Annotated in this window: 18 protein-coding genes; 10 read left to right on the forward strand and 8 right to left on the reverse strand. The window is 44.0% G+C overall.

Going from position 1 to position 21,200, the window contains the following annotated elements; genetic code table 11:
* The first annotated feature begins 189 nt into the window (after positions 1 to 189).
* From QUA16_RS16550 to QUA16_RS16560, 3 genes are all read left to right on the forward strand, one after another.
* Positions 190 to 819 (forward strand): response regulator, encoded by a 630-nt coding sequence (locus QUA16_RS16550; protein WP_333104388.1) that lies wholly within the window; start codon positions 190 to 192, stop codon positions 817 to 819.
* An 8-nt stretch (positions 820 to 827) separates the two neighbouring features.
* Entirely contained in the window at positions 828 to 2,204 is a 1,377-nt protein-coding gene (locus QUA16_RS16555) for a response regulator (RefSeq protein WP_333104341.1), read from the forward strand.
* Between the two features lie 285 nt (positions 2,205 to 2,489).
* Positions 2,490 to 3,503: a poly(ethylene terephthalate) hydrolase family protein gene (locus tag QUA16_RS16560; protein ID WP_333104342.1), complete on the forward strand. Its 1,014-nt coding sequence runs from the start codon at positions 2,490 to 2,492 to the stop codon at positions 3,501 to 3,503.
* A 218-nt stretch (positions 3,504 to 3,721) separates the two neighbouring features.
* On the opposite strand, the gene QUA16_RS16565 is transcribed toward QUA16_RS16560, so the two are convergent.
* From QUA16_RS16565 to QUA16_RS16580, 4 genes are all read right to left on the reverse strand, one after another.
* Positions 3,722 to 4,111, reverse strand: a complete 390-nt coding sequence (locus QUA16_RS16565; RefSeq protein WP_333104389.1) for a helix-turn-helix domain-containing protein — start codon at positions 4,109 to 4,111, stop codon at positions 3,722 to 3,724.
* Between the two features lie 161 nt (positions 4,112 to 4,272).
* Positions 4,273 to 6,357 (reverse strand): SpoIIE family protein phosphatase, encoded by a 2,085-nt coding sequence (locus tag QUA16_RS16570; protein ID WP_333104343.1) that lies wholly within the window; start codon positions 6,355 to 6,357, stop codon positions 4,273 to 4,275.
* Positions 6,354 to 7,346 carry an ABC transporter substrate-binding protein gene (locus QUA16_RS16575; RefSeq protein WP_333104344.1) on the reverse strand — a complete coding sequence of 331 codons (993 nt, stop codon included), beginning with the start codon at positions 7,344 to 7,346 and terminating at the stop codon, positions 6,354 to 6,356. Before QUA16_RS16575 ends, QUA16_RS16570 begins: the two co-directional genes overlap by 4 nt.
* The gene (locus QUA16_RS16580) at positions 7,343 to 8,335 is read right to left on the reverse strand and encodes an ABC transporter substrate-binding protein (protein ID WP_333104345.1); all 993 of its coding nucleotides are present in this window, start codon (positions 8,333 to 8,335) and stop codon (positions 7,343 to 7,345) included. The genes QUA16_RS16575 and QUA16_RS16580 overlap by 4 nt, the downstream gene beginning before the upstream one ends.
* Before the next feature lie 674 nt (positions 8,336 to 9,009).
* On the opposite strand from QUA16_RS16580, the gene QUA16_RS16585 reads away from it, so the two are divergent.
* The 4 genes from QUA16_RS16585 to QUA16_RS16600 all read left to right on the forward strand — a co-directional run bounded on the left by QUA16_RS16585 (position 9,010) and on the right by QUA16_RS16600 (position 13,509).
* Positions 9,010 to 10,581, forward strand: coding sequence for an NAD(P)H-quinone oxidoreductase subunit N (locus QUA16_RS16585; protein ID WP_333104390.1), 1,572 nt, complete (start codon positions 9,010 to 9,012; stop codon positions 10,579 to 10,581).
* A 153-nt stretch (positions 10,582 to 10,734) separates the two neighbouring features.
* Entirely contained in the window at positions 10,735 to 11,340 is a 606-nt protein-coding gene (locus tag QUA16_RS16590; protein WP_333104346.1) for a Uma2 family endonuclease, read from the forward strand.
* A gap of 140 nt (positions 11,341 to 11,480) precedes the next feature.
* The gene (locus QUA16_RS16595) at positions 11,481 to 13,100 is read left to right on the forward strand and encodes a cyclic peptide export ABC transporter (protein WP_333104347.1); all 1,620 of its coding nucleotides are present in this window, start codon (positions 11,481 to 11,483) and stop codon (positions 13,098 to 13,100) included.
* On the forward strand, positions 13,081 to 13,509 hold the full coding sequence (locus QUA16_RS16600) for a GNAT family N-acetyltransferase (protein ID WP_333104348.1): 429 nt from the start codon (positions 13,081 to 13,083) through the stop codon (positions 13,507 to 13,509). Before QUA16_RS16595 ends, QUA16_RS16600 begins: the two co-directional genes overlap by 20 nt.
* A gap of 63 nt (positions 13,510 to 13,572) precedes the next feature.
* Here the strand turns inward: QUA16_RS16600 and QUA16_RS16605 are convergent, their stop codons facing one another.
* The gene (locus tag QUA16_RS16605; protein WP_333104349.1) at positions 13,573 to 13,929 is read right to left on the reverse strand and encodes a Spx/MgsR family RNA polymerase-binding regulatory protein; all 357 of its coding nucleotides are present in this window, start codon (positions 13,927 to 13,929) and stop codon (positions 13,573 to 13,575) included.
* 134 nt (positions 13,930 to 14,063) lie between these two features.
* Complete coding sequence (locus QUA16_RS16610; protein WP_333104350.1) at positions 14,064 to 14,507, reverse strand: DUF4332 domain-containing protein; 444 nt, start codon at positions 14,505 to 14,507, stop codon at positions 14,064 to 14,066.
* A 396-nt stretch (positions 14,508 to 14,903) separates the two neighbouring features.
* On the opposite strand from QUA16_RS16610, the gene QUA16_RS16615 reads away from it, so the two are divergent.
* Positions 14,904 to 16,292, forward strand: coding sequence for an aminopeptidase P family protein (locus QUA16_RS16615; RefSeq protein WP_333104352.1), 1,389 nt, complete (start codon positions 14,904 to 14,906; stop codon positions 16,290 to 16,292).
* Positions 16,293 to 16,695: 403 nt separating this feature from the next.
* Positions 16,696 to 18,258, forward strand: a complete 1,563-nt coding sequence (locus tag QUA16_RS16620; protein ID WP_333104354.1) for an adenylate/guanylate cyclase domain-containing protein — start codon at positions 16,696 to 16,698, stop codon at positions 18,256 to 18,258.
* A 98-nt stretch (positions 18,259 to 18,356) separates the two neighbouring features.
* On the opposite strand, the gene iscB is transcribed toward QUA16_RS16620, so the two are convergent.
* Positions 18,357 to 19,649, reverse strand: coding sequence for an RNA-guided endonuclease IscB (gene iscB, locus QUA16_RS16625; protein ID WP_333104355.1), 1,293 nt, complete (start codon positions 19,647 to 19,649; stop codon positions 18,357 to 18,359).
* A gap of 365 nt (positions 19,650 to 20,014) precedes the next feature.
* Between iscB and QUA16_RS16630 the strand changes: the two genes are divergently transcribed.
* Positions 20,015 to 20,998: a GntR family transcriptional regulator gene (locus QUA16_RS16630; protein WP_333104356.1), complete on the forward strand. Its 984-nt coding sequence runs from the start codon at positions 20,015 to 20,017 to the stop codon at positions 20,996 to 20,998.
* A 43-nt stretch (positions 20,999 to 21,041) separates the two neighbouring features.
* Here QUA16_RS16630 and QUA16_RS16635 read toward each other — a convergent pair whose 3' ends face one another.
* Positions 21,042 to 21,194, reverse strand: a complete 153-nt coding sequence (locus tag QUA16_RS16635) for a hypothetical protein (RefSeq protein WP_333104357.1) — start codon at positions 21,192 to 21,194, stop codon at positions 21,042 to 21,044.
* Positions 21,195 to 21,200: the final 6 nt, after the last annotated feature.

Consider the following 21,200-nt stretch of genomic DNA (forward strand, 5'->3'; position numbering starts at 1 on the left):
TTCCATACTTAGAAAGGAGACGACAATTATTTATCAATACACTGTTTGGTTATTTTGTCAATGCGTAAGTCCTAGATTTTTAGTTTTAATATCCAAATTAGCTCCCCTGAGATGGCTGAAATTCAACCTCGACAATCAAGAAGGCGGGTAATTGGTTTAGAACCCAACCAACCCTCATATCGCATCTTGGTGGTTGATGATAAATGGGAGAGTCGTTTGCTATTGGTTCATCTTCTCGAACCGCTTGGCTGGGAGGTGCGCGAAGCAGTAAATGGTCAAGAAGCTATTAGAATCTGGGAAACTTGGAAACCCCACCTAATTTGGATGGATATGCAAATGCCTGTGATAGACGGGTATGAGGCCACCAGACAAATTAAAGCCAAGATTCAAGATGAGGCTACCTCGATTGTTGCGTTGACCGCTAGCGCTTTTGAGGAAGAGCGAGCCATGGTTTTATCATCAGGCTGTGACGATTTTGTGAGCAAGCCTTTCCAAGAAGAAGTTATTTTTGCCAAAATGGCTGAACATTTAGGGGTACAGTATATCTATGAAGATTTACCGAACTTTACATTATCTCAGCTTGAGGGTCAAGGCTTGAGTGTAAAAGAAGGGGAAAAAACTGAAAATTTAAGGACAACTTTGGGGACAATGCCTGCGGAGTGGGTGATACAGTTACATCAAGCAGCTATCGATGCTGATGCAGAGCTGATTTTAAATTTGGTCGCCGCAATCCCCCAATCTAATACTTCTTTTGCGGAGACCATCGCTGATTGGGCTAACAACTTTCGTTTTGATAAAATTACTAACTTAACTGAATAAATGATTCCATGAACAGCCAGCAATTAGAATCTCATTTTACCAATCTTTTAGTGGTAGACGATACCCCAGACAACCTGCGTCTTTTATCCACTATGTTGAGCGACAAAGGATATAAAGTTCGGGGCGTAATAAATGGGGAAATGGCATTAAAAGCAGCGCGTTCTACCCCACCAGATTTGATTTTGCTCGACATCACGATGCCCCAGATGAACGGCTACGAAGTTTGCCAACATTTAAAAGCGGATTGCCGAACTTCGGGTATTCCAGTTATTTTCTTGAGCGCCCTAGATCAAGTGTTGGATAAAGTCACAGCATTTGCTGTTGGAGGAGTAGATTACATCACCAAGCCCTTTCATTTAGAAGAAGTTTTAGCTCGTGTCGAAAATCAACTAACTATTCAGCGTTTGCAAAAAAAATTGCACGAGCAAAATGTGCGATTGCAGGAGTCCGAGGCTAAAGAGCGAGAGAAATCTCTACAACTAGAGCTGGCTCTACAACAGTTACAAAATGCACAAGCTCAACTCATCCAAAGCGAAAAAATGTCAAGTTTAGGGAATGTCGTAGCGGGGGTAGCTCACGAAATTAACAATCCGATTAGCTTCATTAAAGGGAACCTCTCTCCCGTAACGGAGTACACTCAAGATTTGCTGAAGCTGGTGCAACTCTACGAAGAAGATTTTCCCAATCCCACAACAGCTATCCAGGATCAACTGGAGGCGATGGATCTCGCTTTTCTGAGCAATGACTTGCCGAAGTTAATTGCTTCTATGAGAATAGGAGCTGATCGGATCGAAGAAATAGTCCGATCGCTGCGGAATTTTTCCCGGCTCGATGAAGCTGAGTTAAAAGTGGTAGATATCCATGAAGGGCTTGAAAGTACGCTGATGATTTTGCAGCATCGGCTGAAAGATGAAGCAGACCAAACGATAATTAAAGTGGTAAAAGAGTATGAAGATATGCCAAAGATAGAATGCTACGCAGGGCAAATTAATCAGGTTTTTATGAATGTCCTGACTAATGCGATTGAGGCGTTGCAATCCCAAAAATGTTTGGCAAATGATGTAGATGATACCAGCCCAATCCCTACTATTACTATTTGCACGAAGTTACTCTCGAACTGTCAAGTGGGTATTTATATTACTGATAACGGCCCGGGCATAACCGAAGATATTCAACAACGCATATTTGAGCCATTTTTTACAACGAAGAAAGTGGGCCAAGGAAAGGGTTTGGGGTTATCGATTGGCTATGCTATTGTAGTGGACGACCACGGGGGGCAACTGAGTTGTCTTTCGATACCGGCTCAAGGGGCGACATTGGCAATCGAAATTCCGATTCACTACTCTAAAAAACGTTTTTATAAAGAAGATTTGGTTGGGTTATAAGCCACGCTAAAATAAAAGTAGTCAAAAAGGGTGTAAAATCGTGAATCGTGTTTATTTAGGAGTCATATCATGTCCGATCGATTAACCATAATATCCCGGTCGGGGCGGGTTTTTGAGATTGTCAATTATTGGCAGGTATTGTGGGTGAACCCGCCCCTACAAAAATTGCGATCGAGGGGACCTGATATCCTTTGATTTGCAATTTTTACACAAATTTCCCTTAATGGCAAGTCGCCAACTTGCTTTTTTTTAGTAGCTTATGCACGCACTCTCAAACCAAAAATAATGATAAATTTAAACCCCGATCTTTTTTCAGTAAAAACCCTAGCAATTGTTTGTGTAATTGCTGCGTTGGTTGTCCTTGGGGGAAAAGTCTTTGCCACAACAATCGATTATGCACCGCCATTTAAAGAAACTAGCTTTTACAGTACGACTATATCTGCCAATAACGATTTAGCTGACATTTATTATCCTAAACCATCCGATCTTAATTTGGGTAATTACTCTTTCCCCATTGTACTGTTATTGCAAGGTGTGCTTGTAGATAAATCATTTTATTCAGATTACGCTAGCCATGTGGCGCGGTACGGCTTTGTGGTAGTTGTTCCGAATCATTTGCGCCCTTCGCCCTTCAATCCCACTTCACCGCCTAATTTGGCGTCGGAAACTTCGCAAATTGCGGCGGTTTTGTCTCAAATGGCGATCGAAAACACAAAGCCCACATCCCCGATCGCGTCTGTTATCGATACGCAGCGCCTTGGTTTATTGGGTCATTCTTTTGGTGGTGCAGTGGGGTTATCAGTGATTGCTAATAAATGTCTCCCAGAATTGTATTTGTGTCAAGAGCCATTTACGCGCCCGAAAGAACTATTAGCGGCTGCATTTTTTGGAGCTAACTTGCGGAATCCCATTGCTAATGAATTTGTACCCATCGCTAATGATGGCATTGCAGTGGCGTTGATTCAAGGATCTATCGATGGTGTCGCCCTGCCCGATCGATCTCAAAGCACCTTTGACCAAATTCAAACACCACCCAAAGCTTTGATTACGGTTATGGGTGCAAATCACTTCGGCATTACCGATGTTAATAACCCTGCGGGTGCGATGCCCGATCGCAATACTGCTACCTTAGAGCGAGCCGTGGGTATTGAAACGATCGCCCGTTGGAGCGCCCTGTTTTTGCGGGCAAATATGCTTAAAGATCGATCGGCATTTGATTATATTTACTCTCAAGGTGACGCCCTCGATCCGAATGTCCGTGTTACCACCGTTGCAGTTCCCAAACCATCTTCTAAGTAGCTCCACCTAAAAAAACGTAAGATAGATTAAGGCTAATATAGCAATACTAAATCAGTCGTAATTTTTTTACCCCAGCCCAACTCTTCCCTTATCAAGGGGAGCGAGTAAGAAATTAACAAATGATGCGATGATTGCTATAGCTCTCTAAATAATAAGCTTTGAAATCCCCTTTTACTTGACCTATAAATTTTATTTTAAAAGCTGTAATTTTATTCCTTTCAATCGTTTTTGACTAAGTTTTTTGAAGTTTGTTTAAACTCGATGGCTGGCTCCTGAGCTTTTTCGTTACTCACAGGCTTTGGTTGCTTTAAGTTGGCTTTCCTGCGATAGTGTACTTGCTTGTGTAATGTTTGATATTTGACTGAGAGTTGATAGTTCTCTTCTACCCATTGACCAATTTCTTTATAAGTCTTAAAATCACAGGAATCTTCACTTAATTTTTCTGAGATTCCGGCTATTACCGCCGAAGGAATTACTCTGGATCTACCAGTTGCTTGCCGTATTTCTAACAGTTCTGACAGACCGCCAGCACTATATTGTTTTAACCATCTGTGTACAGTAATTCTATGTACACCTAAACGTTCAGCTACATCTGTAAGGCTTTGAATCGCTCCTGTTTTTAACCAATAAAGTGCCTGATTTTTTGTTTATTAGGTAGAGTTCGCTGATCGGACATAATTATTTTTAACTCGTCTGCTGTTAAATCAATTCTTTGTTTGTAGTTTACTTTCATAAAGTATTTCTCAAAGTTTTTTCTTCATTGTAGCAGTTATTTTTCGGAAATGATATTATTAACTAAATTTCCCTTTGCAGTAGCGTCAGCCTGCCGCTTAAAGACTAGCAACGTAATATCATCAAACACTTTCTGCTTACCTATATGTTGCCGCACATCTACAATCACCGCATCCTTAACTTCTGCTGCCGACTTGTGCCAATTTTGACTAATCACTTCACACAATTGCTTCAGTCCATACTGCTTTTTGCGGATGTTATAGGCTTCTGGAATGCCATCAGTATATAGCACCACGCCATCTCCAGGTTCTAGCTCAATCAGGATGTGACTGATGAAGTCTGCGATATCATCATCTAAAGCGATCGGGAAGCCTAACTCCATCGTGTCGATGCGCTCAACATCTCCATTTTTTCGCACCACTAGCGTTTCTTCATGCTGACCGCTGATGCTGATCCGTCCTTCGGAGTAGTTCAAAATCGCCAGCGTCAGACTTTTCTCAGAATTCATGCGCTGCACGTTTTTGTAGAGGGTACGGTTGAGTACATCCAGGAATCGAACTGGATCTAGTCCACGAATCTCTTGCAGGGTGCGAACTGAGGTTTGCGCCATCAGCATCAGAATGCCGCTTTCCAGGCCATGTCCGGTGACATCACCGATCGCCAGCGTGACAACACCATCGATCTGTAGCACGTCGTAGTAGTCCCCTCCTACTTCATCGGCGGGTTCCATGTATCCGGCGATATCTAGTCCGTCAATTTCGAGTTCTTCAGGGTTAGGCAAAATCATTTGCTGGATCTGACGCGCCACATTCACTTCTGCACCTAAACGGAGGTTGTCTACTTTGAGTTTTTCGTTGAGGGTAATGATTTCCTGATTAGCATTAGCGAGTTCTGATGTTCGTTCTTTAACTTTGTCTTCGAGGGTTTCAAATGATTCTTGAATTTGCCTCGCCATGCTGTTGAAGGATCGTGCTAGCAGACCAATTTCGTCTCGCGATCCCATCTTCACACGCATATCTAAGTGACCCGCCGTAAACTGGGCAACCGCTTGGGTGAGGTAAATCAGAGGCTTGGTTAATAGTTGTGCGATCGCCAAAGCGATGATAGTTACAATTGTGGCGATGATTGCTAATAAAAGAAGTGCATCCTGTATTTGTTTTTCTACAGGTGCTAGGGCAACGGCAATGGGTTGTGCGAAAAGAACTGACCAAGGTTGATATTGCAGGCGGGCGATCGCTAAGAGGCTTAACTCATTATTACCCGTAGCTGTCAATCGTGTGATTAGATAAGGCTGTTTAGTGTCTAAAGCCTGCTTGAGGTCGGGCAAATTGATTGCAAGTTCTTCCGTTATATTTTTAGGCAAACGCCCTTCGCGTTGCAGTTTCACTACAACATTGGGTGACAAAGGTACAATTGATTTGAAAAGGAGTTCCGGTGTAGTGCTATGTGCCAGATGGATATAGTTCTCATCTAAAAGAACGGCTAACGATTTCGCACCTGCACGTTCAGTTTTCCGACTCACCAACTGCTGGACAGATGTGGCATTGTATGTCACGCGCAATACACCCAATATATTTCCCTTCGCATCGCGAACAGGACTGCTAAAGAAGAGCGTAACGAGGTTGGGAATTGTCGGCGATTGTCTAATACTAGAAACAAAAGATAGTTGAGTTTTGAGCGGTTCTTGGAAGTAATCTTGACCGGATTCATCTCGTCCAACATCCGGTGTATTTGTATCGAGTACATTCCGTCCCTTTAAGTTGAGCAAGGCATAGGAGATAATATTAAGCATATCTTTGCGACTGAGCCTGGTTAAGGTTTCAGTCGCTAACATCTCTTCGGGACTATCATCTCGCCGTTCTGGAGGTAGGCCCAGATAGGCAGCCAAACCTGGTAAAATCGCTTCTACGCGCACGGCATTGAGATTCGCATCGATAAACCCATCTATTCTGTTAGCGGTTTGGTTAGCCTGTGCATATAGGGCTTGTCGTGCGTTGTCGGTCAATGCCTTTTGAGTTGTCTGCTTGTTGATAAATGCTAACAACAGCAACGGAATTAGAGCAACGAGCAGAAAAGACACGATTAACTTTGTACGAATGCTGTTGAAAAAGGATCGCTTCATGGTTTGAGACTAGGAGGGGGGGTTAAGAAAGAAGAATTGAACAAAGTCTCTAGATTGGGAAGGCGCGTCACATTGCCAGCGCGAATAAAAAAGTCCGCATATTTCTTGGCGGTTTTGTAGATATAATTAGGACTGTCTGATTGAAAAAGCTTTTGATTTTCGGCAAAGTCAGTGAGGTCTATTCCCTCGAAAGAGATTGTATTGCTGGGAATATTTAACGCTTTGCTAACGATCGCGTTTCCTTCGGGAATATTGGCTTCCCAATATGACAAGGCTTGAAACCAGCCTCGCACAAAGGCGCGAATATCTTCGGGGCGATCGCGTATCGCCTCACCCCGAAACGCGATCAAATCCAAAATTAAGCCGGGGGTTTGTTTGCTTGTAAACAAAATTTTTGCCCCTAATTGTAATGATTCAGAAAGATGCGGTTCCCAAGTGTGCCCTGCTTGGATAGCATTGTTTTTTAAGCGCTGGGGAACTTCTAAACCATCAACTTTAACCAGCCTAACATCATCGCTCGTCAGCTTAGAGATTTTCAACATCTCAGTAACGAAGACTTCGCTAAAGCCGCCTAGATTTGCACCAACCTTTTTTCCTTTCAAGTTAAGAATTGTTTTAATGTTTGATTGCGCGACTACCACATCTGCACCTGTCGATTCATCCACAACCATCACAGCTTGGATATCAGGATTTGTGGCACTCAAGATCATAAAATCTCCCAAGGTTAATCCGATCCCATCATACTTCCCTGCACTGAAATCTGCTTGTTGCAATTGTAAGTAGTCTACATAGCTGAGTTCCACGTCTATCCCTTGCGCTTTGAAGAATCCTTTCTCTTGAGCAATGATGCCAGGTCTATGGCCAACAAAAGAGATAAAACTTACTTTCAGGGGAGGACGTTTTACTTTTAGAGATTCCGTAGAATGACAAGCAAACAGCAGCCAGCAGGTAATAATAATAAAGATGCTGTTGAAAAAGTATCGCTTCATGGTTTCAGACTAGGATGGGGGGCTAAGAAAGAAGAATTGAACAAGGTTTCTAAATTGGGAAGGCGCGTAACATTGCCAGCGCGAATAAAAAAGTCCGCATATTTTTTGGCGGTTTTATAGATATAATTAGGACTGTCTGATTGAAAAAGCTTTTGATTTTCTGCAAGGTCAGTGAGGTCTATTCCCTCAAAATAAATTGTATTGAGGGGAATATTCAACGCTTTGCTCACGATCTCGTTTCCTTCGGGAATATTTGTTTCCCAATATGACAAGCCTTGAAGCCAGCCTCGCACAAAGGCGCGAATATCTTCGGGGCGATCGCGTATCACCTCGCCCCGAAACGCTACCAAATCCAAAATTAAGCCTGGGGTTTGTTTGCTTGTAAACAGGACATGCGCCCCTAATTTTAATGCTTCAGAAAGATACGGTTCCCAAGTGTGTCCTGCTTGGATAGCATTGTTTTGTAAGCGATTGGAAACTTCAAAAGCCTCGACTTTAACCAGTCTAACATCATCGCTTGTCAGCTTAGAGGTTTTCAACATCTCAGTAACGAAAAACTCGCTAAAGTCGCCTAGATTTGCACCAAGCTTTTTTCCTTTCAAGTTAGGGATTGTTTTAATCTCTGATTGCGCGACTACCACATCTGCCCCTGTCGATTCATCCACAACCATCACAGCTTGCATATCAGGATCTGTGGCACTCAAAATCACAAAATCGCCCAAGGTCAATGCGATCGCATCATACTTCCCTGCACTGAAATCCGCGAAAAGCAATTGTGAGTACTCTATATAGCTGAGTTCCACGTCTACCCCTTGCGCTTTGAAGAATCCTTTCTCTTGAGCAATGATGAGAGGTGTATAGCCAACAAAAGGAACACAAGATACTTTTAGGGGAGGACGTTTTACTTTTAAAGGTTGCGAAGACTGACAAGCAAACAGCAGCCAGCAGGTAATAATAAATATACAGATGTAATTGAGTAGTTTATACATACTAGCTATAGCATTCCTGGTGTAGAAAAGGCGACTGATATTTTCTGGAACCCGATCGACCTAAGTGCATCGTCGACAATCGCCGCTAAACCTGTTCCGGTGGCAATATCTAGAACAAGCTGGCTTGATCGCACTTTGACCAATTCTACTAACCGAGTTGCAGCTTGTTTGTGAAATTCATTTTCCTAGTCGGGGCGGTTGTTGAAGTCATTGAGAATCTGCCGTTTTTCGGCACTTAGCGAGTCAGTCAATCGATTTTAGATTTTAGATTTTAGATTTTAGATTTTAGAATTGACTTGCGCGAGATAAATTCGGGGGCTCCTTTATCGGATACAGGTTTTTTATTTCTGGGTCCTGAGTCTCCGAAGGAATGAATCCGGGGGCTTGTATCCTGGATGCTTTCGGTTATGCCACATTACTGGTTTAACTTTCTACATTGTGGCAGTTATGGTCGATCGCGACTCTCGTCGGATGTGGCATCAGGCGGCAATCTCTGCAATGCCCGCCCATGTATGCAAAACCGCTACCGAGTATCCACTCTCCGGCAACAAACACCCGCCCAAGTGGGATCGCGAAGCTGTAATCCGCTACAATCTGTGTTTGGTAAAGAATTTTTACAAGTTCACAGCCCTTTACAGCCTTTGCGGCTTGTACTACCCAACCTGCCTGAAAATATGGATTTTGCTACTCTTGCTGCCCAGCTAAATGCTGGAACTATCTTGCCAGAGGGAATTGTCATCATCACCCTCTTGGTGGTTCTCGTCGGCGATTTAATCGTAGGCCGCAGTTCCTCGGCTTGGACTCCCTACGTTGCCGTTGCGGGTTTGTTGGCCGCCGTCGCTGCCTTGTGTTTGCAGTGGGATAACACGGATACCATCTCGTTTCTGGGCGGTTTTAACAGCGATGCCTTGAGTTTAGTGTTTCGCGGAATTATCGCTTTGAGTACGGCTGTCACTATTTTGATATCCGTCCGCTATGTACTGCAAACGGGTACTGCTTTAGCGGAATTTATCGGCATTTTGCTAACCGCTACTTTGGGGGGAATGTTCCTCAGCGGCGCTGATGAATTGGTGATGATTTTTATTTCGTTGGAAACTCTGAGTATCTCGTCTTATTTGCTGACGGGTTACACAAAACGCGACCCGCGTTCCAATGAAGCTGCTTTGAAATATTTGTTAATTGGGTCGTCTTCTTCGGCGGTGTTTCTCTACGGGCTTTCGCTGCTGTACGGCTTGTCTGGTGGCGAAACTAAGCTGAGTGCGATCGCGGCTAACCTTTCTACGGTGAATGAAGGTCAATCTCTCGGTTTGGTGATTGCTTTGGTTTTTGCGATCGCCGGAATCGCCTTCAAAATCTCTGCGGTTCCCTTCCACCAGTGGACTCCTGACGTTTACGAAGGTTCTCCTACACCCGTTGTTGCCTTTCTTTCTGTCGGTTCCAAAGCAGCAGGTTTTGCCCTAGCAATCCGCTTGTTAACAACTGCTTTCCCCGCACTTATCGAACAGTGGCAGTTCGTGTTCACGGCCTTAGCCATTCTCAGCATGGTGTTGGGAAATGTGGTTGCCCTCGCCCAGACTAGCATGAAGCGGCTTTTGGCTTATTCGTCGATCGCCCAAGCCGGTTTTGTAATGCTGGGTTTGATTGCAGGAACAGAAGCCGGTTACTCCAGCATGATATTTTATATGTTGGTTTACCTGTTTATGAACTTGGGTGCTTTCGCCTGCATCATCCTGTTCTCGCTGCGGACTGGAACCGACCAAATTAGCGAATACTCAGGTTTGTACCAAAAAGACCCGCTGTTAACTTTAGCCTTAAGTATTTGCCTGCTTTCTCTCGGTGGAATTCCGCCCCTGGCTGGATTTTTCGGCAAAATCTATCTGTTCTGGGCCGGCTGGCAAGCAGGACTTTACGGCTTAGTTATTCTGGGATTAATTACCAGCGTAGTTTCGATTTACTACTACATCCGCGTTGTCAAGATGATGGTAGTAAAAGAACCTCAAGAAATGTCAGACGCGGTAAAAAATTATCCCGAAATTCGCTGGAACCTTCAGGGAATGCGGCCTTTGCAAGTCAGCGTTGTACTCACTTTGGTGGCGACAACATTGGCGGGAATTTTGTCTAACCCTTTGTTTAATTTGGCTAATGATGCTATCACCAAAACTCCCATGTTGCAGGCGGCATTGAGTCATGTGCAACCTGTTGTGGGTGCGAAAATTGAATCGAATTTGGTGTCTCGCCGGGATTAATTTTTCCGGGTTTTGAAATAGTGGAAAGCGCCTGACTCTTTGAAGTTGGGCGTTTCTTTTTTGTTGTGATATACTGTTAATTATGATTTTTAACCGCAGATGTAGGCAGATTAACGCAGATTAACGCAGATAAAAGTTAGTACAGAGGCAACAATGTTAGTACAAAGTAAGGCAAAGTTTTATACTCCAGATGAGTACCGGGAGTTAGAGGAAACTGCTGAGTTTAGAAATGAATACCGCAATGGAGAAATTGTACAAATGACGGGTGGTAGTATTAATCATAGCCAGATAATCGGTAATATTTATGCGTTCTTAAAATCTGCTTTGCGGGGAAAGAATGCCAGACCATTTATGAGCGATTTGCGGTTGTGGATTCCTCGGTATCGACGCGGGACTTATCCAGATGTGATGGTAGTTGAAGGAGAATTAGTTTGCACAGAGGGACGGAAAGATGAAATACTCAATCCTGTGCTGATTGTGGAAGTGCTTTCTAAGTCTACCAAGGATTTTGATCGAGAGGATAAGTTTCGGTTTTATCGATCTATCCCTGAATTCCGTGAATATGTGTTAGTCAATCAATCTGAGTTTTTAGTCGCACAATATATTAAAACCGAATCAAATGAATGGTTGTTTCGGGAATATGAGGGAGAATCAGCAATAGTTTCCTTCGCTTCAGTGGAAGTGCAAATGTCGATGCTCGATATTTATGAGCTGGTTGTATTTGAAACCCAGGAAACGGAAGTACAAGAAGAAAATTAATGCTATTGGGGGATGCGAATATCAAGAGACTCGACTGCTGAATCAAATTTATTCAGTAGTAATCGAGATTGTTACCAAGAAGTCGGGGATTTCGTTGGTTTGCACGTGAGTTTCCAAATTTAAATTAAGAGTAAAATTAGATGAATGTAATTTGGTTACTGTTAAAGGCTTCTTGGTTAAATGTTTCCATTGCCATACTCACAGGCTTAATCAGCGGCGGTTGCAGCGCTATGTTAATTTCCCTAATTAATCGTGCAATCAGCGACAATTCCAATGGTAATTTAGTCTGGTATTTTTCGGGATTAGCAATCTTGGCTCTTTTGAGTGGCTTTGTATCCCAATTTTTGTTAATTTATCTCTCTCAAGAAGCTGTTTACAATCTGCGTCTGAGTTTGAGCCGTGGCATTTTGTCTACTCCTTTGCGGAATTTGGAAGAGTTGGGCGCTAACCGCTTGCTGGCAACTCTCACAGATGATGTGGGAACGCTTTCTAATACTATATTTTTAATTCCTTTTCTTTGTGTTGATATCGCCGTTGTCGTGGGCTGCTTAACTTATTTAAGCACGATTTCTGGGACGGTTTTTGTTGTTGTATTTGGTTTTCTGGTGCTGATGATTGGCACGGTGCAGTTGTTGCTGAGCAAAATGCGGAAATTCTTCGATTTAGCCAGAGAAGAACAAGATATATTATTTAAGCATTTTCGCAGTATTACTGATGGAATTAAGGAACTTAAACTGCATTCCTTGCGTCGCCAAGAGTTTTTTACGGAAGAATTGCAGGTGAGTGCTGATGCTTCCCGCGATTATAACGTGACTGCTTTGAATACTGGTGCAGTTGCGATTGGAGTGGGTCAGTTGCTATTTTTTATGCTGATGGGTTTGCTGCTGTTTGCTTTGCCGAAATTTGTGCCGGTTTCAACTCCGGTTTTGTCAGCTTACATTCTGACAAGTACCTATTTGATGTCTCCGTTTAACAATATTTTGCAAAGGTTGCCGGCGATTTTTCGTGCTAATACTTCTGTCGAAAAGATAGAGAGGATGGGATTGGCCTTGGCAAGTCAAGCTGAGATAAATTCAGCGGTTAAACCGTTTCAAACTGCTGAGTGGGAGACGCTGGAGTTAAATCGAATAATTCACAGCTATCCGGGAGAAAAAGAAGACAGCAATTTTAGTTTGGGCGAGCTGAATTTGAAGTTTCATCCGGGTCAATTGGTGTTTATAATTGGCGGAAATGGCAGCGGCAAGTCTACTTTAGCTAAGTTAATCACTGGTTTGTACATTCCTGAATCGGGAAAAATTCTCCTAGATGGCCAGCCAATTACTGATGAGAATCGTGAGTGCTACAGGCAGAATTTTTCGGCGATTTTTTCGGATTTCTATCTGTTTGAAAGGCTTTTGGGGATGACTAATCACGATTTGGACAAGCAGGCTGCTGAATATTTGCGAGAGTTTCATTTGGAAAATAAAGTTCAGGTGAAAGATGGAGTTTTGTCAACTACGGCTTTGTCTCAGGGACAGCGAAAGCGGCTGGCTTTGCTGACGGCGTATTTGGAAGATAGACCGATTTATTTGTTTGATGAATGGGCTTCGGATCAAGATCCGTTTTTCCGCGATATTTTTTACAAGCAGTTGCTACCAGAGTTGAAGCGGCGGGGGAAAACGGTGTTTGTGATTAGTCACGACGATCGCTATTTTGATATTGCCGATCGCGCAATTAAACTAGATTACGGTAAAGTAGAGTATGACCGCTCAAATGGATAAGTACCGAATTGTCGAAACTTTGACCGAAAGCCAGGTTTCCGACTTGATGGATTTGTACAAAAACGAGTTTTGGAGCGACAAGCGGACGCGGGAGGATGTTGTGAAAATGCTGGCGGCGACTGATGTTATCATTGGTTTTGTCGATGAGAGCGATCGGCTAATTGCTTTTACTCGCGTTATCACCGATTTTGTGTACAGAGCAACAATTTGTGATGTCATCGTCAACCCAACGCACCGCAAGATGGGACTAGGTGTGAAGTTGATGGATGCAGTTGTAAATCATCCTAAATTGCAAGCTGTTGAAACATTAGGACTTCACTGTTTGCCGAAGATGATACCATTTTATGAACGGTGGGGCTTCAGTGATGATGTGGGCGAGAGGAAATTTATGAAACGAAAAAAGTCCTGAGATTAGTAATTTTCTTTCATCTGCATTTATTCGTAGCCGTAAGGTGCGCCCATAAGGGCCCTTCTAAATTCCCAACTTTTCTCGCATCACATCTGGTGTCTCTCTAAAGCCTACTAAAACAGCCGTTCCATCTTTAACGAAAAGAGGACGTTTCAGCAGCATCGCATCCTTAGCAAAAGCCTCTACCCAATCTTCGCTAGTCCAATTATTCTTGTCGTCGCCCAAAGCGCGGTAGGATTGACCTGAAGTATTTCGCATGGGTTGAAAACCCAAAGCAGCTACCCAGCTTTGGATTGTTTCGCGAGTCGGCGGCTGTTCTTTTGTGTCAATGAACTCGTAATTAACATCGCTATCTTTGAGCCACTGGAAAGCTTTTTTGCAGGTTCCGCAGTTCGGGATTCCGTAAACTTTAATTGACATAATAATGAGTGTTGACTGTTGACTGTTGACTGTTGACTGTTGACTAATAACAACTGACTAATGACTGTTGACTGTTGACTGTTGACTGTTGGCTAATAACAACTAACAACTGACAACTAACAACTGACAACTGACTAATGACTACTGACTAATCTAGCTTGTTGAACCCATTTTTGCACGCGATCGACTGAAGGAGTCAAGTCATTGCGCTGCATTGTCGCTACGTGCAGCCTTAAAATTTGTTGGTGCAATCTCTCGACGGGCATTTGAGCCAATTGAGCCGGCGAAGCAACGCCAGCGTGCAGTAACAGCCCGCAATACTGACACCCTACACTTGGAATTCGAGCCAAATTTGCCATCGCTACCCATTTATTAACATATTGAATGTTAATCTGTAATTGATTGGCTAGCAACACTTTCGCCGCCTGCGTTTTCGTCAGGCGAATTAGTTGTCCGGTTGTGGTGATGCTGCACTCTTCCAGTTGAGATTGGTTTTCCTTGCTCAATCCCGGTAAATGTGCTATCGGCCAGTCGCGTACTTGCACAGAAGTTTGAGGAGCTTTATGAGAAATTTTCATGTTTTTTCTGTTAATTTTACTTATACTTTAAAGTCTCATATATCAAACAGTCAATAGAGGATCTCGCTCACGTCACCCAATCAACAAAAACCAGACCCAGGAATTTGACTAATTGCGGGGGTTGTGACATTTCTGCTAATTGCCTGCGGAGTAGCCGTTTCAGCCTGTTTTTACTGACTGGGGATCGGGCTTACTGCTTAACCAAATCATCCGGGCGATGACGACCAAGACTATAAAAAAGACAGCCTATAAATGCTAGCAAAAAAGAAGTGACCGATGAGAATTTTCTCAAAAATGGCTGCCAAGTTGGCAGTCAGAATTTTAGTGCTTTAATGCTGAGAATGCAAAAACTTGTGGCTGACTGCAAACCCAACTCAAAATTATAGGTTTTTACCCATGACAATTACACAAGGTGATGATTTGTTAACTAATACTCTACACCAACGGCGGCAAAAACTGGCCAGTTTAATTAATTTTCCGGTAATTTTATGGTCGGGGCGCAGCATTCCTCGCAATTATCCGGCACTTACTTATCCCTTTCGTGCCAGCAGTCACTTTCTATATTTTGCTGGTTTGCCCTTAGAAAATGCTGCCATTCGCTTAGAATCGGGCAAATTAGAATTGTTCTTAGATGACGCACCTGCTAGCAGCACACTTTGGCACGGAGAAATGCCGAAAAGAGCAGAAATTGCCGAACTAATTGGGGCTGATGCTGCTTTTCCAATGGCCGAATTGAAAGCGCGATCTACAAATGCAGCAACAATAGCCGTTCAGGATTCTTGGACTCAGTTGCAACAGTCTCAAATTCTCGCTCGCCCTCTGGCGCCGCCCAAATCCCCAACCGGAATCGACCTAGAATTAACCAAGGCCATCATATCTCTGCGCCTGAGCCACGATGCAGCCAGTTTGGTCGAATCGCGTCAAGCTGCCGCTGTCACTGTAGAAGCTCACAAAGCGGGCATGGCGGCAACCCGAAATGCTCAAATTGAAGCAGGGGTGCGCGCTGCAATGGAAAGTGTCATCATCTCCGAAAACATGACCTATGCCTATCCTAGTATCGTGACTGTGCATGGAGAAGTGCTGCACAGCGAACATTATCACAATCCCCTACAAACCGGAGATTTGCTGTTAGCAGATGTCGGTGCAGAAACATCAACGGGATGGGCGGCTGATGTGACTCGCACTTGGCCGGTTTCTGGCAAGTTTTCTCCGACTCAAAGAGCGATTTATGATGTAGTTTTGGCAGCACACGATGCTTGTATTGATTACATTAGTCCGGGGGTGGAATATCAAGATATTCACCTGTTAGCTGCTCGGATTATGGCGGAAGGATTGGTTGATTTAGGTATTTTGCGGGGCAATGTTGAAGATTTGGTAGAAATGGATGCTCACGCGCTGTTTTTTGTACATGGAATCGGACATTTAATTGGTTTGGATGTTCACGATATGGAAGATTTAGGAGATTTGGCTGGCTATGAAGAAGGAAGAACAAGAAGCAGTCGGTTTGGGTTGGGATTTTTGCGGCTGAATCGAGTTTTGCGTCCGGGAATGCTGGTATCGATCGAACCGGGATTTTATCAAGTTCCGGCAATCTTAAATAACCCAGAAAACCGCGCTCACTATGAAGATTTTGTTAACTGGGAGGAGTTGGAAAAATTTGCCGATGTGCGGGGAATACGCATAGAAGATGATATACTTGTCATCGATGAGGGTAGAGAAGTATTGACAGGGAAATTGCCCACAAAAGCTCCGGAGATTGAGGAGTTAGTTGCGGTAAATACGTAAGTAGAGCCTAGTTCGATCGCACCATTGGTGTCAACTTAACGTCAAACCCAGTTATAGACTGATGTTTGACTATTAAGGCTAGATCACCCTGGCGCCCCCCTTAATAAGGGGGGGACAGGAGTCTTCTCAAAGTCAACCCCTACTCCCCAACAATCAGGGGGATTTAGGGGGATCTAGACTTTACCTAAAAGCGACATTGATCAGGGGTTTCAGGCTTAAGTTGACACCAATGATATCGCACATACGCAGTTCCATCAGGGGTGAAAAAAAATAAATAAAGATGAATAAAGGTTGGCCAACAAGTCTTTTGATATTAGTTAAAAAAGTGATCTCGCAAGTCAGAAAATTCGCAGCAATAATACTTCCACGCAGTGTTCGTAAACCTATATCCTCGCGGCCGCCGATGCAAGCTGCACCTTTGCCCAGCAACGAAGAAGAGAGGCTAGAAGCACTTCACCGCTACAACATTCTCGACACAGAAGCCGAAGCAGCTTTTGATGACCTAACAGCTTTAGCATCTTATATTTGTGGCACTCCGATTGCTTTAGTAAGCTTAATAGATTCTAACCGACAGTGGTTTAAATCAAAAGTTGGTCTGGAAGCGCCCGAAACTCCGAGAGAGTTAGCTTTTTGCGCCCACGCTATTTTAAATCCCAACGAATTGCTAGTTGTACCCAATGCTCTAGATGACGATCGCTTTGTCGGCAATCCGCTAGTAACTTCCGATCCCAATATTCGGTTTTATGCTGGAGCCCCGCTAGTAACTCCTGACGGTTATCCAATCGGCACTTTGTGCGCGATAGATACAGTTCCTCGTAATCTCACCCCAGAACAGCTAGAAGCGCTGCGGACTTTAGGAAGGCAAATTATTACCCAAATGGAGTTGCGAATAAATATAACTAAATTAAAGCGCGCCCAGATAAAGACCAAACAAGTAGAAGCAAAACTCCGTTCTACAGACGAGCAAATTGTCAATTTTTTAGAAGGAATGAGCGATGCTTTTTTTGCTTTAGACACCCAGTGGCGATTTACTTACGTCAATTACAAAGCAGGGCAATTTTTGCAGCGATCGCCGGAAGAAATTTATGGTAAAAATATTTGGGAAGAGTTTCCCGAATTAGTGAGTTCTGATTTTTATGAAGAGTATCATGCAGCGGTAGCGAAACAAGTTGGAGTGAGTTTTGAAAAATATTATCTTCCCTTAAAAGTGTGGTTGGAAGTCCGGATTTTTCCTAGTCACGACGGCCTTTCTGTGTTTTTTCACAACATTTCTAAGCGCAAGAAGATGGAAGCTGCACTCAAGAAAGAACAGAAAAAAACTGACGGTTTACTGCTAAATATTTTGCCCGGAGCGATCGTCGATCGGTTGAAGCACGAACCGGGGGTGATTGCAGACAAGTTTGAAAGAGCAACAATTCTTTTTGCTGATTTGGTAAATTTTACCCAAATTTCTACTACCATGTCCGCCACTAAATTAGTATACTTACTGAATGAAATTTTCTCAGCTTTTGACCAACTGAGTGAGAAGCACCGCTTAGAAAAAATCAAGACGATCGGGGACGCTTACATGGTAGCAGCAGGTATTCCCATTGAACGCCCCGACCACGCAGAGGCGATCGCCGAAATGGCGCTGGATATGCTAGTAGCAATTGAGAAATTAAATGTGAAGCTAGACGCGAAATTTGACCTCCGCATCGGGATTAATAGCGGCCCGGTGGTAGCAGGGGTAATCGGCACTAAAAAATTTATTTACGATTTGTGGGGAAATGCGGTAAATACAGCCAGCCGTATGGAATCTCACGGCATAACAGGCCGCATTCAAGTCAGCCACTATACTTATGACTTACTGCAGGATAAATATGAATTTGAAGATCGCGGCGAGATCGAGATTAAAGGTAAAGGGCCAATGCAAACTTATTTGCTGACGGGTAGAAAAACAGCAAGCGATCTCAAAATTGCAGAGTAAATAAAACTAAGACTTGAAACTACCTGATTGTTGAGGAAATGCCGGAGGCTGCGATCGATCGCCTCGAAGGTGCGATCGCTACGCCTCTAATCGCTGATTCATTGGACATTTGTGGAAAACGCATACATATACCCATCGTTGCGGTGGATTGATTTACAGTATTTATGACGCACTGGGCTAACCTTGCCGAGTGGCGTTCTCATTTCAAAAACTCCGCTTTCTCTAACCGTCAGCCTGCCGACGTGAGTGCCTGCAAACTTCCCAGAGGGAAGAATCGCACTTACCATGTCACCTGTCCCAAACCCAAAAAACGTTTTGCACCGTGTTCTGTGCTTGACAGGAAATCCGTATTTATTGGTTGTACACATTTGACGGCTGCCCCATCCTTTAGCTGCAATTAACAACGGTTGCTTCGTGAAAACTTGCAGCACTTCTACGTTTCCTACACAAGCTGCATCCAGCCAATGAGTTTTAGGTAGTCCTAAACGAGTGCGGTTGTACTTTGTTCTACCTCCTGTTGAAACTTCTATTGGCAATCCTGTTTGTTTAAGTTGTTGGAACAATGCCCAGCGGGTTGAATTCACAGCAGTCGCATCTTTCAAAGGTTGTGAGGCCTGTTTCAAAATACGGGACAGGATGTCAGGCTTTTTGGACAAGAAATCCCGAATATCTTGATTGCCTTTGGCTTGGTTGCACCCACGACAGGCAAGGGTAAGATTGGAAACGCGATCGCTTCCCCCTTTTGATTTTGGGTGGATATGTTCTACCTCAAAAGGTAGGTTTTCAACACCGCAATAGGCACATTTTCTCCCCCACTTCTCAAGCAAGTATTCTCTGACTTCATAGCCCGCAAGTTCCCCTTGCTGATACTCCTTGCCGGATATTTCAGGATTCTGCATTGCGAGTAGGTCAAACAGGACTAACTCTTGGGATATGCCTGTGATTGGGACATATCGACGGATGCGGTTGACCCAAGTCACGATGTTTTTCACCCTGGATTCTAAGCTTGGTGGCAACCATCCAGGCGCTCTTGTCCGGTTCAGAAAACGTGGTTTGCGGTAACGAGTTTTTCGCTTACGACGATTGCGACGAATGGCGCGACGTGACTCTAAGTCATCTTTAATTTGTTGCCCGCGATGGGTCAACTCAGCACCCCAGATAACTTTATCGCCCTGTACTAAAGCCAACCCAGTAGTTTTAGAACCTGGGTCAATTTTTAATTGAGTGGGTTGCGTTTTTGGGTGAGCAACCGCATATTTCAGAATAATTGTGAAGGGGTAACGGAGATACACAGCAGCTTGGGCTAGTTTTAACAATCGTCTTGCTTGTCCTGGTGCTACTGGATCAAGTGGTTGTTTGTTGGTGTCTAAAACGAATACAAAGTTAGACATTTTGTCCTCTGATTGCTCAGGTTATGTTTTCCTCGCCCATGTTTTGATGGCTTGTTGGGTTAGAGACACTGACTTAACCAAATACATCTGTTTAATCTCTAACGACAGAGCTACAAGCTGGAAAGCACCTGTAGGTGTCATCACCCTCAAAACGTAGTATTCAAGGTACTTAGGCTGGCTATTTGTCCAGTGTATGAACTAGCTGTCTAGTCTTGTCCACTGTTTGGTGAATAGCCCGCTCGGCAGAACGGCTGCAGCAGAGCAGCCAAATAAGATTATGCTATAGACAGAGATATCGCAGCAATCCGAGGCGCGGTACTCGACCTTATAAAAATACTAAGTTGAAGTCGTCGGAGCCTTTAATAATGGTTCAATTTCATATTCAAACCGATAGCGATATTCCAGCATCCACCCAACTATTCAATCAAATCAGGTTTGCGATCGCCTCGCGACAATTTCCGCCCGGACACCGCTTGCCCAGCACCAGACAGCTAGCCATGCAGACGGGTTTGCACCGCAACACCATCAGCAAAGTATACCGCCAGCTCGAAAATACCGGACTCGTAGAAGCCCAAGCAGGATCGGGCATTTACGTCCGTGCTCAAGGCAACGAACACGGCAACAAACTCAAATCTCCGATCCTCGAAGAATATCCCCTTGCCAACAAAATAGTGCAAGGAAGTATCGATCAACTGCTGGGACAGGGCTGTACGCTCAACCAAGCGAGGGAATTATTTTTGGCCGAAATTGACTGGCGGCTCAGGTGCAGCGCCCGCGTGGTCGTTACAGCCCCCACAGAAGACATCGGCGTGGGTGAACTGATGGCGAAAGAACTCGAACAAGCTCTCCGCATTCCCATACAGTTAGTGGCGATGGAACAGCTAGGTACTTTTTTGGATCAAATCTCTTCGGGAACTGTGATCACGAGTCGATATTTTATCGGAGAAGCAGAATCGATTTCGGCACCTCGTTCGGTGCGAGTGATTCCCGTAGACATCTACGACTACAGCCAGGAAATCCAGTTAGTCGGGGGTTTGCCGAAAGACAGTTATTTGGGTCTCGTTAGCCTGAGTCCGGGAATGCTACGATCGACCGAAGTCATCATCCACAGCATCCGGGGAGAGGATTTGCTGGTGATGACGGCCTTGGTGTCAGACGAGTACAAGATTAACTCGATCGTGCGATCGGCCAGAACAATTTTTTGCGACCAACCGAGTTTTGCTACAGTTAAAGCTGCCATCAATGCGGCTAGAGAAGATATTATTCGTCCCCCGCAACTGATATGCTCCGAAAATTACATCGGATCTAAGTCGATTAATTTGCTCAAGCGCGAGTTGGGCTTGGGGTAAGTCAGCAGTCATTAGTCATTAGTCATTAGTCATTAGTTATTAGTTATTGGTAGCCACTCACAAATAACATCGGACAAATAACAAATAACAATGCCCAATGCCCGATGCCCGATGCCCAATGCCCAATTCCGAATGCCCAATGCCCAATGCCCAATGCCCAATGCCCAATGCCCAATGCCCAATTACCAATTACCAATTATCC

Origin of the sequence: Microcoleus sp. S13_C3 (genome assembly GCF_036700905.1) — a bacterium.
In the GTDB taxonomy this organism is placed as follows: Bacteria; Cyanobacteriota; Cyanobacteriia; order Cyanobacteriales; family Microcoleaceae; genus Microcoleus.